This window comes from Streptomyces sp. NPDC002446 (assembly GCF_053595675.1).
Genome location: NZ_JBSFYC010000001.1, coordinates 344441 through 358129, shown reverse-complemented (window position 1 = coordinate 358129; position 13689 = coordinate 344441). Strand labels below are relative to the sequence as shown.

At 70.8% G+C, this 13689-nt stretch carries 13 protein-coding genes; 5 read left to right on the top strand and 8 right to left on the bottom strand.

Annotated features, from left to right (window positions below; genetic code table 11):
• Nucleotides 1–9 precede the first annotated feature (9 nt).
• The 3 genes from ACWD6P_RS01550 to ACWD6P_RS01540 all read right to left on the bottom strand — a co-directional run bounded on the left by ACWD6P_RS01550 (nt 10) and on the right by ACWD6P_RS01540 (nt 1730).
• Nucleotides 10–606, bottom strand: coding sequence for a histidine phosphatase family protein (locus tag ACWD6P_RS01550; RefSeq protein ID WP_451441938.1), 597 nt, complete (start codon nt 604–606; stop codon nt 10–12).
• Between the two features lie 11 nt (nt 607–617).
• Nucleotides 618–1010: a thioredoxin gene (gene trxA / locus ACWD6P_RS01545; protein ID WP_451441937.1), complete on the bottom strand. Its 393-nt coding sequence runs from the start codon at nt 1008–1010 to the stop codon at nt 618–620.
• A gap of 357 nt (nt 1011–1367) precedes the next feature.
• Nucleotides 1368–1730: a cupin domain-containing protein gene (locus ACWD6P_RS01540; protein ID WP_451441936.1), complete on the bottom strand. Its 363-nt coding sequence runs from the start codon at nt 1728–1730 to the stop codon at nt 1368–1370.
• A gap of 323 nt (nt 1731–2053) precedes the next feature.
• Between ACWD6P_RS01540 and ACWD6P_RS01535 the strand changes: the two genes are divergently transcribed.
• A complete protein-coding gene (locus ACWD6P_RS01535; RefSeq protein ID WP_451441935.1) occupies nt 2054–2929 on the top strand; it encodes a glycosyltransferase family 2 protein in 876 nt (291 codons plus the stop codon).
• 111 nt (nt 2930–3040) lie between these two features.
• Here ACWD6P_RS01535 and ACWD6P_RS01530 read toward each other — a convergent pair whose 3' ends face one another.
• The gene (locus ACWD6P_RS01530) at nt 3041–4975 is read right to left on the bottom strand and encodes a hypothetical protein (protein WP_451441934.1); all 1935 of its coding nucleotides are present in this window, start codon (nt 4973–4975) and stop codon (nt 3041–3043) included.
• A gap of 245 nt (nt 4976–5220) precedes the next feature.
• Here ACWD6P_RS01530 and ACWD6P_RS01525 point away from each other — a divergent pair, with 245 nt between their 5' ends.
• The 3 genes from ACWD6P_RS01525 to ACWD6P_RS01515 are packed head-to-tail and all read left to right on the top strand — an operon-like array spanning nt 5221 to nt 7936.
• Nucleotides 5221–6321 carry an NAD-dependent epimerase/dehydratase family protein gene (locus ACWD6P_RS01525; protein ID WP_451441933.1) on the top strand — a complete coding sequence of 367 codons (1101 nt, stop codon included), beginning with the start codon at nt 5221–5223 and terminating at the stop codon, nt 6319–6321.
• Nucleotides 6322–6371: 50 nt separating this feature from the next.
• Entirely contained in the window at nt 6372–6866 is a 495-nt protein-coding gene (locus ACWD6P_RS01520; RefSeq protein WP_451441932.1) for an NUDIX domain-containing protein, read from the top strand.
• Nucleotides 6863–7936, top strand: a complete 1074-nt coding sequence (locus ACWD6P_RS01515) for a GHMP family kinase ATP-binding protein (RefSeq protein WP_451441931.1) — start codon at nt 6863–6865, stop codon at nt 7934–7936. Before ACWD6P_RS01520 ends, ACWD6P_RS01515 begins: the two co-directional genes overlap by 4 nt.
• Here the strand turns inward: ACWD6P_RS01515 and ACWD6P_RS01510 are convergent.
• From ACWD6P_RS01510 to ACWD6P_RS01495, 4 genes are read right to left on the bottom strand one after another with little or no spacing between them, the layout of a single operon-like run.
• Nucleotides 7933–9033 (bottom strand): radical SAM/SPASM domain-containing protein, encoded by a 1101-nt coding sequence (locus ACWD6P_RS01510; protein WP_451441930.1) that lies wholly within the window; start codon nt 9031–9033, stop codon nt 7933–7935. The two genes, ACWD6P_RS01515 and ACWD6P_RS01510, sit on opposite strands and share 4 nt — an antisense overlap.
• 28 nt (nt 9034–9061) lie before the next feature.
• A complete protein-coding gene (locus ACWD6P_RS01505) occupies nt 9062–9952 on the bottom strand; it encodes a carbohydrate ABC transporter permease (protein WP_451441929.1) in 891 nt (296 codons plus the stop codon).
• Nucleotides 9949–10881, bottom strand: coding sequence for a carbohydrate ABC transporter permease (locus tag ACWD6P_RS01500; protein WP_451441928.1), 933 nt, complete (start codon nt 10879–10881; stop codon nt 9949–9951). The genes ACWD6P_RS01505 and ACWD6P_RS01500 overlap by 4 nt, the downstream gene beginning before the upstream one ends.
• A 47-nt stretch (nt 10882–10928) precedes the next feature.
• Nucleotides 10929–12227, bottom strand: coding sequence for an extracellular solute-binding protein (locus ACWD6P_RS01495; RefSeq protein ID WP_451441927.1), 1299 nt, complete (start codon nt 12225–12227; stop codon nt 10929–10931).
• 297 nt (nt 12228–12524) lie between these two features.
• On the opposite strand from ACWD6P_RS01495, the gene ACWD6P_RS01490 reads away from it, so the two are divergent.
• A complete protein-coding gene (locus ACWD6P_RS01490) occupies nt 12525–13688 on the top strand; it encodes a serine/threonine protein kinase (protein ID WP_451441926.1) in 1164 nt (387 codons plus the stop codon).
• Nucleotide 13689 lies beyond the last annotated feature (1 nt).

Sequence of the window (13689 nt, the reverse complement as noted above, 5' to 3'; positions counted from 1 at the left end):
TCCGGACGCTTACACGCTCCGGGCGTTCCAGGCCACCACGGCCGGCCGGTCGTGCTCGGTGCCCAGGACGCCGACCGCTCCGGTCTCGAACGTGAACAGTCCGCCCGCGGCGGCCGGCAGTCCGAGCCGGCGGGCCGCCAGCACCCGCAGGAAGTGCGCATGCGCCACCAGCACCACATCGCCCTCATCGGCCCGCAGCCGTGGCGCGATCCGGGCGAGCACCCGATCGGCGCGCGCGCCGACCTGCTCGGGTGACTCCCCCGGATGCTCGTCCGGGCCGGGAGCGACGCCGTCGGAGAACAGGTACCAGCCGGGCCGCTCGCGGTGGATCTCGGCGGTGGTGATGCCCTCGTAGCCGCCGTAGTCCCATTCCCGCAGGTCGGGATCGATCTGCGGACGGGGCAGGCCCGCCAGCTCGGCGGTGCGCAGTGCCCGCGCCATCGGGCTGGCGTACACCTGCCCGATCTTCCGGCCCGACAGCAGCGGCCGCAGCTGGCGGGCCTGCTCCTCGCCATGGGCGGTCAGCGGCAGATCGGTCCGGCCGGTGTGCCGCCCGTCCCTGCTCCACTCGGTCTCGCCGTGCCGGACCAGAAGTAGCTCGCTCACGGGCCCCGAGCCTACTGGCCCGGCCCGGCCTGCGCCTGCTCGCTCTGCTGGGCCTCGGCGACCGACGCCCGCACCTCGTCCATGTCCAGCGCGCGGGCCTGGCCGATGACGTCCTCCAGTGCCTCGGCCGGCAGCGCGCCCGGCTGGGCGAACACCGCGATGTTCTGCCGGACGATCATGACCGTCGGGATGGACTGGATCTGGAAGGCCTGCGCCAGCTCGGGCTGGGCCTCCGTGTCCACCTTGGCGAAGACCAGGTCGTCGTGCTTCTCGGACGATCGCTCGAAGATCGGGCCGAACTGCTTGCAGGGGCCGCACCACTCGGCCCAGAAGTCGATCAGGACGAAATCGTTGCCGGAGACGATCTCGTCGAAGTTGTCCTTGGTGAGCTCAACCGTGCTCATGCGTATGTCCCTGCTTCCGGTCTGTCGACGATGTGCGCTCGGTCTCCGGCAGCGGCAACAGGATCAACCCGTGACGTATTCCGCATGCCGGACCGTCGAGCACCCCTGCCCACCGAACGCGTTCCTAGACATCCCGTTTCACGTGATCTCGCTCCCCCTCTCGTACGGGGGACACACGCCTCGCCCACAGGCCATACGCCCCGCACGGAGGACACGCGCCTCGCTCGACGGACACGCGCCTCGCTCAGCGGGCACACACCACCAGGCCCCGGGACCGGCATCCCGGGGCCTGGTGCGGTTGTGCGGTTGTGCGGTTGTGCGGTTGTGCGGTCAGCTCGTTGTCCTCTCGGCTGCCGGCTACCCCTCTGCCTTGGCGTACTCCTTCGCCATCCCGCCCGCGAAGTCGTACAGGGTGACCTGTTCGTCGCCGACGACCCAGGCGTCGTGGCCGGGCGGGCAGACGAAGACGTCGCCGGGGCCCACTTCGGACTCCGCGCCGTCGTTCATCCGGATGCGCATCCGGCCGTGGACCATGACGCAGTTGTGGTGGACCTCGCAGCTGTCGGTCCCGGCGATCGGGCCCACCGACTCCGTCCAGTGCCAGCCCGGCTCGAACGTGGCCACGGCGAAGTCCAGCCCGGTCATGTGCAGGGCTTCGAGGTGACCTCGGGGAAAGTCACGCCGCTCATCCGGCTTGTCGATCGTTTTGATCTCCAACATGAGGCTGCCTCCCGCCACCCCCGCCGATCTTTTCGAATCGCCCCCTCACCCCCCGTATCCCCCTCCTTCCATGGTGCGCCCCCGGCCAGACCGGCGCCCATCGGTGACCGGCCGCCCTGGTGGCCCACCGGCAGGTTTCCCCTTCAACCAGTTCCTGGCGGGGAAGGGCACCGGGCCGCGTCACAGGACGTCGTCAGGTCCGCGTCAGAGGGCGTCGTCAGGCCCGCGTCACAGGATGTCGCCAGGCCTGTGCCAGGGCGCGCAGTCGCCTCCTCAGGGGGACTAGCATCGCAGAGAGACCGCCAAGAACGGAGTGTTCATCTGTGCGTCATCTGCGCGTAGGCGTCGCCATTTTGACCATGGGAAACCGCCCCGCTGAATTGCAGGCGCTGCTCGATTCGGTCGCCAAGCAGGACCTTCAGCCGGCACACATCGTGGTCGTCGGAAACGGCTCGCCGCTCCCCCCGCTGCCGCACGGCGCGACCGGCGTCGAGCTGAGCGAGAACCTGGGGGTCTCCGGCGGACGGAACGTCGCCCTGGACGAGCTGAGAAAGCTCGGCGAGCTGGACGTGGTGGTCGATCTGGACGACGACGGCCTGCTGATCAGCCCGGACGTCTTCAGCCGGCTCGCGGAACTGCACGAGCAGGACCCGAAGTTGGGGATCGTGAGCTTCCGCATCGCCGACGAACTCGGCCGCACGCAGCGCCGGCACGTCCCCCGCCTACGGGTCGGCGACCCCCAGCGCGGTGGTCTCGTCACGACGTTCCTCGGCGGCGGGCACTCCCTGTCCGTGCCGATGCTGGACCGCATCGGCGGCTGGCCCGACGAGTTCTTCTACGCGCACGAGGAGACCGACCTGGCCTGGCGGGCCCTGGACGACGGCTGGAACGTCCGCTACGCGCCGGAGCTCGTGCTGCAGCACCCGTACACCTCGCCCACCCGGCACGCCGTCTACCACCGGATGGTGGCCAGGAACCGGGTGTGGCTGGCGAAGCGGCACCTCCCCGCGCTGCTGGTGCCGCTCTACCTGGGCGTGTGGGCCGCGCTGACCGCCGTCCGCAGCCGCTCGGCGGCGGGTATGCGCGCCTGGGCCGCCGGGTTCGCCGAAGGGGTGCGCACCCCCTGCGGGCGGCGGCGGCCGATGCGCTGGCGCACGGTGTGGCGGATGACGAGGCTGGGGCGGCCGCCGGTCATCTAGGGGGCGGCCGAACAGATCCCGTAGGGGATGCGAGGGCCCCCTGCGGGGCCACAACGTGGTGGGCGGGGGTGGTATTCCGGCCGTCCACCACCGGGTCGACAGCGGCCGCGATCAGTCGTCAGGTGCGTCATGGATGCCCTCGTAGGCCAGCCACTGGGCGTAGGTGTGCAGGCCGTAGGTCAGGTCGGTGGTGGCCTTCCAGCCTGGTGGCGGGGGCGGCCATGCTGCCTCCCTCTTATGAGGGGCGGGCGCGTCGGGCACGGTCGCCGGGTCGGTGACCGGTACCGGGCGGACGGCCTTGCGGACCGCCTGCGCCATCTCGGCGACCGTGCACGGTGCGGCGGGCGCCAGTCCGATCGCCCGCTCGGACGGGGGCGTCCGCAGCAGCGTGGACAGGGCGTCGGCCAGGTCGCCGGTGTGCAGGGGGCGGAGCAGCGCGCCGGGCGGCTCCTGGAAGGTCAGCGGGCGGCTGCGCAGCGCGTCCCAGACCATGCGGCCGATCCGTGAGTCGTGCGGGCAGCCCGGACCGTACAGGTCACCGGTGCGTATGACGCACACCCCCTCGCGGGAGGGGGAGTTGAGGGTGATGCGGCCGCCACCGGCGCCGGGTGGCGTCGCCGTGAGGGCGGTCAGATCGAGCACCGCGTCCAGGGTCTGCTCGGCCTGGCGGCCCGGCCCCAGGGCCGTGACCTGGTGTCCGTGGTCGGCCAGGCCCCGTACGAGGTGCTCCCCCAGCGGGCTGCCGGCGCCGACCACCCCGACCCGGCACGGTCCGACCAAGGCCCGTTCCGCCCGTTCCGCCTGTTCCGCGCGTTCCAGCTCGGCCCGTTCCGGCTCAGCCCGTTCCAGCTCGGCCCCTTCCGCCCGTTCCGGCTCGTCCCCTTCCGCCCGTTCCCGCTCGGCTCGTACCGGCTCAGCCCGTTCCAGCTCGCCCCGTGCCCATCCGGCCGCCGCCCGCCCGGCCCAGTCCCATCCGCCCGCCGCCCGCCCGCTCCGTTCCCGCCCGACCGCTGCCCGCCCAGCCCGTATCCGCCCAGCCGCCTCAACTCCCGCCTCGACACCGGACCGGGCGATGCATGCCAGCTCGTCGCGCAGCTCCGCGATCCGTTCCTCGGGCTGGGCGTGGCTGATGCCGCCGGGGCCCACGGTGGCCAGGGCCTCGGTGAGTACCGCGGGGTCGGGGTGTCCGGCGCTGGCGAGCCCCTGCCTTCGCTGGACGAATCCCATCGTGAAGGCGGTCAGCCAGGTCCCCTCCGCGTCGGCGGGAGCGGCGGCTTCGGCCATTCCGGCGATGGCCGGTTGGAGCCTTTCGACGCGCACGCCGGAGCCTTCGAGGTACTGCGCGCAGTCGAGGTGGAGCCAGCGGCCCGGGTCCGTTCCGTCGAGGTGTACCGCGCACTGCGCCACCCCATGTTTGAAGAACGGCAGGACTTTCAGGCCGGTCAGCCGGGATTCCTCACGGCCGGGTATGTCCGAGGGGAGAAAGCAGACCGAACGGCGCGGTCCGCGGAAGGCGTTGCCGGAGATGCTGCCGTGATCCTCGTGTTCGGCGAGGCTCGGCACCGAGACATACGAAGGGATTCCATTGGCGCGTAAGTATCTGTACATCAGGATGTCGTCGGGCCAGCTGTCGAGGTGGCGCCGGCCGTAAGCCACGAATCCGTCGGCGACGCGCCTCGGCAGAATGATGGCCACACACGGGAAGTACTCATTGACGGCGCCCACCCATCGTGCCCCCGTCATGGCCCCGAAACGTACCGCGGCGCCGTTTCTCGAGTCCCACAGGGCGAAGAGCGCCAGGGCCGCGTCCGGCATCTCTTCGATCGCCGCGCGGGCGCGGTCGAAGAACGTGTCGGAGAGGATCATGTCGTCCTGGACGACGAGCTGGTGGGTGGCGCCGTCCTCGATGGCCGACCATGCGCACAGCGCCGTACGCAGCACGGACGGCCGGCCCGCCGGGTCCGGGTCCATGACGACCCGTAACGCCCCGGGCGGTGCGGCCCGCGCCAGTCCTTCGGCTGCCGCACGGCGTTTGGGGTGGGTCATCACGGCACCGCTCAACCGGTAACGCGTCATCAATTCCTCCGGGACATTTTCGCTGCCGCGGGCAATCCGGCACAGGTGGTTTTGGACAGTACGGCCGCCGCGCCGAGCGCCGCAAGACTGCCGAAATGGCGCTCTGGTAGCGGCATTCGGCGCCCGACATGCTGACCGCTGGCAACGGTCCGGCGAATCATGCGTGATGAGAGCTCTCGGATACGGCGAGAGATCTTGTGCGGTGAGAGGATTCCATGTCTCAGATCGTGAACGGAAACGGAAATGGCGCGATATCGGCACGGTACGGCGCACCGGAGGAAACAGTTGCGGTCCGGCTGGAAAAGCTGCGGGATACGCATGTGGTGGTCACCGGTGGTGCCGGCCTGGTGGGCAGCCGGCTGGTCGCGCTATTACGCCGGGCCGGTGCCGAGGTAACGGTGCTGGACCGCCTGGACGCATATCCGGAATCGGCACACACCGCATTGTTCGGGGTGGCGGGTCTCGATGTGCGGATGGTGGTCGGGGACATCTGCGACCGTGCGGCCGTACGCCGGGTGATCGCCGGCGCCGACTATGTGGTGCATGCCGCCGCGTACGCCGATGTCGCCGCGTGCACCAGACGGCCCGACATCGCCTTCCGGGCGAATGTCCAGGGCACGCAGGTGGTGCTGGAGGAGACCGCCGCTTCGGGGGTGCGCCGGCTGGTGCTGGTGTCGTCGGCGGCGGTGTACGGCGACGGCGATCCGGCCATCCGGGGGCCGCAGGTCTTCCACGAGGACCAGCGGCTGCTTCCGGTGTCCGTGTATGCCAACTCCAAGCTCTGGGCCGAGCATCAGACGCGGCTGCTGCTCGGCGGTCCGGGCGCCGCGCGGTACGCGGTGCTGCGCTACTTCTCCGTCTACGGCGATCCGCAGATCCCCAAGCCGGGCAGCCATTCCTGGATGGTGGCGTGGCTGTCGATGCAGGCCCGGCTCGGCCGGCCGATGCGGCTCAACGGGGGCGGCGTACAGGTGCGGGACCTGGTGCATGTCGAGGATGTGGCCGCGGCCACCGCACTGGCGCTGGTCGAGGAGCAGATGGCCGGGCAGACCGTCAACGTGGGGACGGGGGTGCCCACTTCGGTGCGGGAGGTGGGCGAGCTGATCGCCGCGCACTTCCCCCGCGCCCGCTTCGTCACCACCCCGATGCCGGAGGGTGATCCCCTGGGCGGTTACGCCGCGACCAAGCACTCCCGTGAGCTGCTGCGCTGGCAGCCGCGGATCGATGTGCGTGCGGGGGTGGAGCGCTATGTGCGCTGGCTGACCGACACCCCGCACGCGGTGCCCGGCTGGCTGGCCGGCGAGTCGGCCGCATGACAGCCTGCTGCCGGGAATCCGGACAAGGCACCACGAAGGGTGACAGGCAGATGAGTTATGTCGGCTCGTACCTCTGGTCCCTGCGGCAGAAGGTGGGCACCCGGCGGCTGCTGGTACCGGGCGCCCAGGTGCTGCTGCTGGACGACGCCGGCCGGGGTCTGTTCCAGCAGCGCGTGGACAACGGTGTGTGGGAGCTGCCGGCCGGGGCGTGCGAGGAGGGCAGTGACTTCGCCGGCACGGCCGTACGGGAGCTGGCGGAGGAGACCGGGCTGCGGGTCGAGCGCGCGGACCTGGAGCCCTTCGGCTCGCTCTCCGACCCGCAAGTGCACACGCTCACCTACCCGAACGGGGACGTCACCCACTGCTTCGCGCTGTGTTTTGCGGCCCGCCGCTGGTCGGGCGGGCTCGCGCCGGGCCGGGACGAGGTGGTCCGGGCGCGGTTCTGTGCGCTCACCGATCCGCCCGGGCCGCTGCATCCGCCCACCGCTGTGGTCCTGGAGATGTTCCGGGAGTTCAGCTCGACCGGAAGGTTCCAGGCCCGATGAGTGTGCGCAGAGCGGTGCGGCCGGTGGCAGCGGGCCGGGCGGCGGAGCCGGGAGCGGTGGTGGTGCCCTGCCGGGCGTGCCTGTCCGGTGAGGATCTGGACTGGCTGGGCGGCCGGTCCGTCAGCCTGGCGCTGGATCTGCCGACGTCGGTCGAGATGGGGCCGCCCGCCGCGCGTGGCCCGGGGGGACCGCGGGGCGACGGTGACAGCGGGGCCGGGAGCTGGGCGGACGAGGTGTGGGCGTTTCTGCGGCGGCGGCTGTCCGGGCTGGGGCCGCGGCCGCCCGCGGTGCGGGTGCGCAGCCAGGCTCCGGCGGCGAGCGGACTGTCGTCGTCCACGGCGCTGATCGTGGCGCTGTTCCGGGCGTTCACCGACGCCTGCGGGCCGGCCGCCGGGGTCGATGCGCGGACGCTGGCGCAGTGGGCGTACGAGTTCGAGTTCGCGGTCTTCCACGGGGGCGGGATGGATCATCTCGCGGTCATCGCCGGTGGTGCGCTGCTGCTCGACGGGCGCACGGCCGGCCTGCCCGAGATCCGGGAGCGCGCGGAGTTCCCCCGCGACTGGGCCGTCGTGGTCGTCGACTCGGCCACCAAGAAGGACACCGGCGACCACATCCGTGTCGTCCGCGATCAGCTCGCGGCCGGTGATGACCGGCTCGCGCTGTATGTGGAGCGGTGCGATGCGGCGTCGGCCGCGGTGTGGGACGCCGTGCACCGCAGTGATCTCACCGCGCTCGGTGCGGCGATGAGCGAGGCGCACGACGCGATGCGCGACCTTCAGGGGATGTCGACGCCCCTGCTGGAGGAGCTGCGGGCGCTGGCGCTGCGCTCCGCCGGCCTGCCGCTGAAGCTGAGCGGGGCCGGCGGAGGCGGTGCGCTGGTGGGCGTCTGCCCGGCGGCGGACCGGGCGCGGATCGTGGCGCGGCTGCGGCAGGCGCTGCACCGCAGCCATCCGCGGGCCCGGGTGATCCTCACCCGGGCGGCCGCGGGTCTGGCCCCGGAGCTCGCCGCGGGGCCGGCGCCGCTGGGGGCCGGCCCCGGGCGTCCGGCGCCCGGGGAGAGGCGTCCCTAGATGAACGGGTCGTAGTCGCTGCCGGGTTCCGGCGCCGCCACCGTTCCCGCCCCGATCTTGTCGAGTTCGAGGTTGGAGCGGTGGCGCGCGCAGTGGAAGCGGCAGTCGCGGCTGGGGTCGACGATGCCGCGGTCGGAGCTGCGCCAGATCTCCGGCAGGCTGTCGGTCACCGCGTCTCCGATCCTGGCTCCGGAGTTCCCGCGGTGGTAGGAGCAGACGTACACCCCGGACGGCGTCACCAGGGTGCGCAGTTCGGCGACCAGGCAGCGGTGGTACGCCTTCTCCTGCACGGGGCCGACGTGGGCCCGCAGGGAGGTCAGGGTCGAGGAGTTGACGATCTCGAAGGTGTCGTCCTCCCATTTGGCGGCCTGGTGCAGCTGGTCCTCGACGGAGCGCAGGATCTCGGCCGGCACCTGCACCACATGGTGTCCGTCGTCGAACATCGCCTTGGTCTCGAAGTAGTCGCACCCGATGTCGCGGGCGAGTTCCGCGGCCCGTAACACCTCGTGGTGGTTGCTCACGACGGTGCCGTCCGGCTCCTGGCGCGTCATGACGAGGAAGGAGTAGCCGAGGGCGCCCCGTTTGGCCTCGGCCAGCAGGCGCATATTGCCGATGACCTTGTCGAAGACGCTGCGTCCCTTGCGGTCGGGGCGGAAGCGCCGGTACGTCTCGCTGGTGCCGGCGTCGACGGAGACCCGTACCCATGAGGCGTAGGCGGCCAGTTCGGCCAGGTTCTGTTTGATCAGGGTGCCGTTGGTGACGACCCCGATGGCGATGCCGGCCTCGCCGAGGGCCCGTAGCACCGCGCGGGTTCCCCGGTGGGCGAGCGGCTCCCCGCCGCCGATGAGCACCACCGCTTGTACCGACATCTCCACCAGTTCCCCGGCGAGTTCGGCCAGCCGCTCGGGAGTGAAGCGCCCCTGGTTGAGCAGCTTCCCGCTGATGCATTCCGGGCAGGCCAGGTCGCAGAAGGTCGTCGGGTCGAGGTCCACGACCAGCGGGCCGCTGGAGCGGGCCCCGGACGCGGCTTCGAGGATCCGTGGCCAGCCCGACGGCTGGTACAGCTTGGACACCAGGTCGAGACGGTCGAACGTCACGTGTACTCCTGCGAGGTCGGGTACAGAGTCATCCCTTGACGGCCCCGGTTGCCAGGCCGGTGGCGACCCGGCGCTGAACGATCGCGAAGAAGACCGCCACGGGGAGCGCGGTGAGGGTGGCACCGGCCATCAGCCCGCCGTAGTCGGTGCCGAAGCTGGTCTGGAACGACACCAGCCAGATGCTGAGGGTCTGTTTGTCGTTGCTGGAGAGCAGTACGTAGGCGAGTACGTACTCGTTCCAGGCCTGGACCAGGGCGTAGATCGAGGTGGCCACCAGCCCCGGGGCGAGCAGCGGGAGCACGACCCGGCGGAACGCGCCGAGGCGGGTGCAGCCGTCGACCATCGCGGCCTCGTCCAGCTCGACGGGGATGCCGGTGATGAAGCCGCGCAGCAGCCAGACCGTGAACGGCAGCGTGAACACCAGGTAGGTGAGGATCACCCCGAGCAGGCTGTCGGTCAGTCCGGCGTCGCTGAGCAGCAGATAGACCGGGATGATCAGTCCGGCCAGGGGGATCATCTGGACGCCCAGGACGACCAGGACCAGGGCCTTGCGTCCGGCGAAGGAGAAGCGCGCGAGGGCGAACGCGGCGAGCACCCCGATCAGCAGGGAGACCACGACGGTGCCGATGCCGATGAGGACGCTGGCGCGCACATTGGACCAGAACGTGGGGGTGTCGAGGGCCCGGCGGAAGTGTTCGAGGGTGAGGCGGCCCGGCCAGAACCGCGGCGGGCTGTGGTGGATCTCCTCGGCCGGCCGGAACGCGGTGAGCAGCATCCAGTAGATCGGGAAGGCCATCACCGCGCTGAAGAGCAGTCCCAGTGCGCCGGCCGCGAGGCGGCGGGGCCGCCGGCGCCGGGCGGGAGAGGGCGGCCGCGCCGGCGGGCCGCCCGTGGTGCCCGGTCCGGGCGGGGTGGTCACTCGGTTCCTCCCAGCTGGATGATCTGCCGTACGTAGACGACGGCGCCGGCCAGCAGCATCAGTACGGTGATGACGGCGATGGCGGCGCCGGCGCTGTAGCGGTTGACGGCGAAGGACTCGATGAAGGAGTAGACGCCGAGCAGGTAGTAGTCCTTCTCCGGCTGGCCGCCGCGCATCAGCCAGATCTGGTTGAAGACCCCGAAGTCCCAGATGGCGCAGAGCGAGGTGACCAGCACGACGGTCGGTTTGATGACCGGGAGGGTGACGTGCCGGAAGAGCTGCGGCCCGCGGGCGCCGTCGACCCGGGCCGCTTCCTCCAGTTCGGCGGGGACCTGGCTGAGCGCGGCGTGCAGGGTGATCGCGGCGAACGGCACGGCGCCCCAGACCACGACTGAGGCGATGACGGCGATGCCCTGCCAGGGGTCGTCGAACCAGTTGTGCCGGCTGAAGTCCAGGCCCGGCACCAGCCCGAGCAGCCAGTTGACGACTCCGTAGTCCGCGTCGGACAGCCACCGGAAGATGGACGCGGCGACCATGATCGGCATGGCCCAGACGGCGACCAGCACACCGGTCATCGTCATCCGCACCCAGGGCGCCACGTACCGCATCAGCAGGGCGACCGGTATCGCCAGCGCCATCGTCGCGCCGACGCAGACGACCGTGAACAGCGCGGTGCGACCGACGACGGTCCAGAAGAAGCCGTCGGTCAGGATCGTCCGGTAGTGGTCGAGTCCGACCCATGGCGGCGCGGCCCCGGAGAACAGCTGACGGCGGGTCATGTCCTGGAAGGACAGCAGCAGCAGATCGACGAGCGGGTAGCCGAGGACGGCGGCGAGGGCGAGTACCGTCGGCGCGATCAGCAGATACGGCAGGACGCGGTGCCGCGCCTGGCGTGTGCGCGAGGGGCGCGACGGACCTGCGGTCTCCATGGCTGCGAACTCCTCGGTGCCTGCGGACTGCGCGCGGGGCCCGTCCGTCAGTTCTCGTTGATCACGGCGTCGATCCGGCGGTCCGCGGCCTTCGCGGCGGCCGCCACCGGCTGTTTCCCGGTCGCGATGTCCTGCAGCATCTCCTGCAGGATGTTGGACTTCTCGACGGCTCCCCAGCCGGGCGCGAGGGGGGTGACCCAGCCGCGTTCGGCGGCCCGCGCGGCCGGGCCGTTGACGCCGTCGGCGGCCACCTGGCGCAGCTGGACGGTGTTGTTCGGCAGGGTGTCGGCGGCGATCAGCCGGCGCTGTGCGGTGCGGTCGGTGAACATCCGGATCCAGTCGGCGGCCAGGTCCTGTTGGGTGGACTTGGCGGGGATCGCCAGGGTGGAGCCGCCGAGGAACGGCGGCAGCAGTTTGCCGGAGGGCCCGGGGAAGGCGAAGGTGGCGAACCGGCCGCGGAGCGCCGGGTTGCCGCCGGATCTGCTGTCCGTGGCGGCCTTGGCCTCCCAGGTGTTGCCGTAGAACATGCCGACCCGGCCCTGGCCGACGACCGCGGGCTCGTCCCCGTTGTCCTTGGACCGGTCGCCGACGTAGTACGTCTCCAGGAGGTCCTTCCACGCCGTGAGTCCGGCGACCGAGCGGGCGGAGGACAGCGCGCCGTGCCAGCGTCCGTCCTTCTTGACGGCCATCTCGCCGCCCGCGTCCTTCACGAAGGCCATCGCGGCGTACCAGTAGCGGCCCGGCATGTAGAAAGCGGAGAAATTCTTGTCGGCGGCCGTGAACTTCCGCTTCAGTTTGTCGAGATCCGCCAGCAGCTCCGGATAGCTGCGCGGGGCGTGTGCAATGCCCGCTTTCTTGAGCAGATCGGTGCGGTAGATTCCGACCCGGGCCCCGGCGTAATAGGGAACGCAGTAGGTGCGGCCGTCCATCCGGCAGGCGTCCCTGAGCGCGCCGAGCCATTGCCCGGAATGATCGAACTTCGCCGGATCCACCGGGGCGAAGGCTCCGTTGACGAGGTAATTCGTGGTTTCGCTGTTGCCCATCTCGACCACGTCGGGCACCTTCTGGCCGGCCAGCGCGGCGTCGATCTTCTGGTTCTTGCTGGTCCACTGCTGGTACTGCACCCGCACCTCGATCCGCGGATACTTCTCCCGGAAGCGGCCGTTGACCTCGGACACCAGGTCCGGCCAGCTCTCCTGGGCGTCGACGGTGAGCCAGACGGTCAGCTCGCCCGAGCGCTGCGCCGCCGGGACCGGCCTGCCGTCACCGCTTGTGCAGCCGGCCGCCGACGCCAGCAGCAGCAAAGTCCCCAGACCCGCGGTGAATCGGGAGATGCGCTCGGCCATGGTCTCCTCCGTCGGGTAGTCGGAACCGGCTGCCTATCTACCCCACGCGCACGCCCCATCACCCCCAGGGGGTTTTCCGGCCAGATAAAACAGCGCCCCGAAAAGACCGGACGGGGAAGTCCGCCATACCCGTACGGCAGGCCGGAGACCATTCCGAACTCACGGGCCGCATAAAAGGACAAGCGGTGGATTGACGCAAACACGGTGGTGCCGGGAAGTTCCGCCCTTGACGCTGCCGCCCCCGCTGCCTCAGTTTTGCCCGTGCGTCTCCCACGTCCCCTATCGAAGGGTGTGCACGTGACTGAGAACGGCACGACGCCCGCGGATTCGGTCACCCGGCCGGTGAGGGTCAACTCGTGGAACGGCTGGGACCCGCTGCGGCACGTCGTCGTCGGACGGGCCGACAACGCGGTGGTGCAGGCACCCGAGCCGGCCATCCGGCGGGACTTCCCGGACGACGGTTTCCCGCTGGGCACCTACGGCCCGATGCCGTCCGAGATGACCGCCGAGGCCAACGAACAGCTGGACGGCTTCGCCGAGATGCTGCGCCGCCGCGGCATCCGCGTCGACCGCCCCGCCCCCGTCGACTTCAGCCAGCGGGTCGCCACCCCGGACTGGACGCAGGACTCGATGTCGGGCTGTATGCCGCCGAGGGACCTGCTGCTGACCGTCGGCAACGAGATCCTCGAAGCCACCATGTCCTACCGCAGCCGGTGGTTCGAGTACCTCTGCTACCGGCCCCTTCTGCAGCGGCTCTTCGACACCGACGAGAACATGCGCTGGGAGGCCGCCCCCAAGCCACGGCTGACCGACGCCTCCTACCGTCCCGGCTTCTGGGACACCTACCCCACCCTCACCACCGAGCAGCAGCTCGCCCGGGTACGCGACTACGACCTCGTGCTGACCGAGGCCGAGCCGCTGTTCGACGCGGCAGACGTGGCGCGCTTCGGCAAGGACCTGTTCGTGCAGCTGTCGTTCGTCACCAACCGCAGCGGATACCAGTGGCTCAAACGCCACTTCCCCGACCACCGGGTACACGCGGTGACCTCGACCAACACCCATCCGCTGCACATCGACGCCACCTGGGTGCCGCTGCGCCCCGGCCTGGTACTGCACTGCGGGGAGCGGCTCGCGGACGCCGAGCTGATGGCGTTCTTCCGGCGCAACGACTGGGAGATCATCGAGGCCGTACAGCCCGCGAGCTGGGACCATCCGCCGAAGCTGTCCTACTGCAGTCCCTGGCTGGCGGGGAACCTGCTCAACCTCGACCAGAACACCCTGTGCATCGAGGAGAAGGAGGTGGCGCTGGCCGACCAGCTCTCGTCGTACGGGTTCGAGGTGGTGCCGGTGCCGTTCCGCGCGGTGGGCCCGTTCGGCGGCGGTCTGCACTGCGCGACCTTCGACATCGAACGCGACGGGAAACTGGAGGACTACTTCCCGCGCCGGTACGGACGGTTCTGAG

What these genes read in the sequence shown, in the direction of transcription:
- ACWD6P_RS01525 (WP_451441933.1), top strand. Translation starts at nt 5,221, where the DNA reads ATGTCTCAGATCGTGAACGGAAACGGAAATGGCGCGATATCGGCACGG.
- ACWD6P_RS01540 (WP_451441936.1), bottom strand. Translation starts at nt 1,730, where the DNA reads ATGTTGGAGATCAAAACGATCGACAAGCCGGATGAGCGGCGTGACTTT.
- trxA (WP_451441937.1), bottom strand. Translation starts at nt 1,010, where the DNA reads ATGAGCACGGTTGAGCTCACCAAGGACAACTTCGACGAGATCGTCTCC.
- ACWD6P_RS01500 (WP_451441928.1), bottom strand. Translation starts at nt 10,881, where the DNA reads ATGGAGACCGCAGGTCCGTCGCGCCCCTCGCGCACACGCCAGGCGCGG.
- ACWD6P_RS01495 (WP_451441927.1), bottom strand. Translation starts at nt 12,227, where the DNA reads ATGGCCGAGCGCATCTCCCGATTCACCGCGGGTCTGGGGACTTTGCTG.
- ACWD6P_RS01520 (WP_451441932.1), top strand. Translation starts at nt 6,372, where the DNA reads ATGAGTTATGTCGGCTCGTACCTCTGGTCCCTGCGGCAGAAGGTGGGC.
- ACWD6P_RS01530 (WP_451441934.1), bottom strand. Translation starts at nt 4,975, where the DNA reads ATGACCCACCCCAAACGCCGTGCGGCAGCCGAAGGACTGGCGCGGGCC.
- ACWD6P_RS01515 (WP_451441931.1), top strand. Translation starts at nt 6,863, where the DNA reads ATGAGTGTGCGCAGAGCGGTGCGGCCGGTGGCAGCGGGCCGGGCGGCG.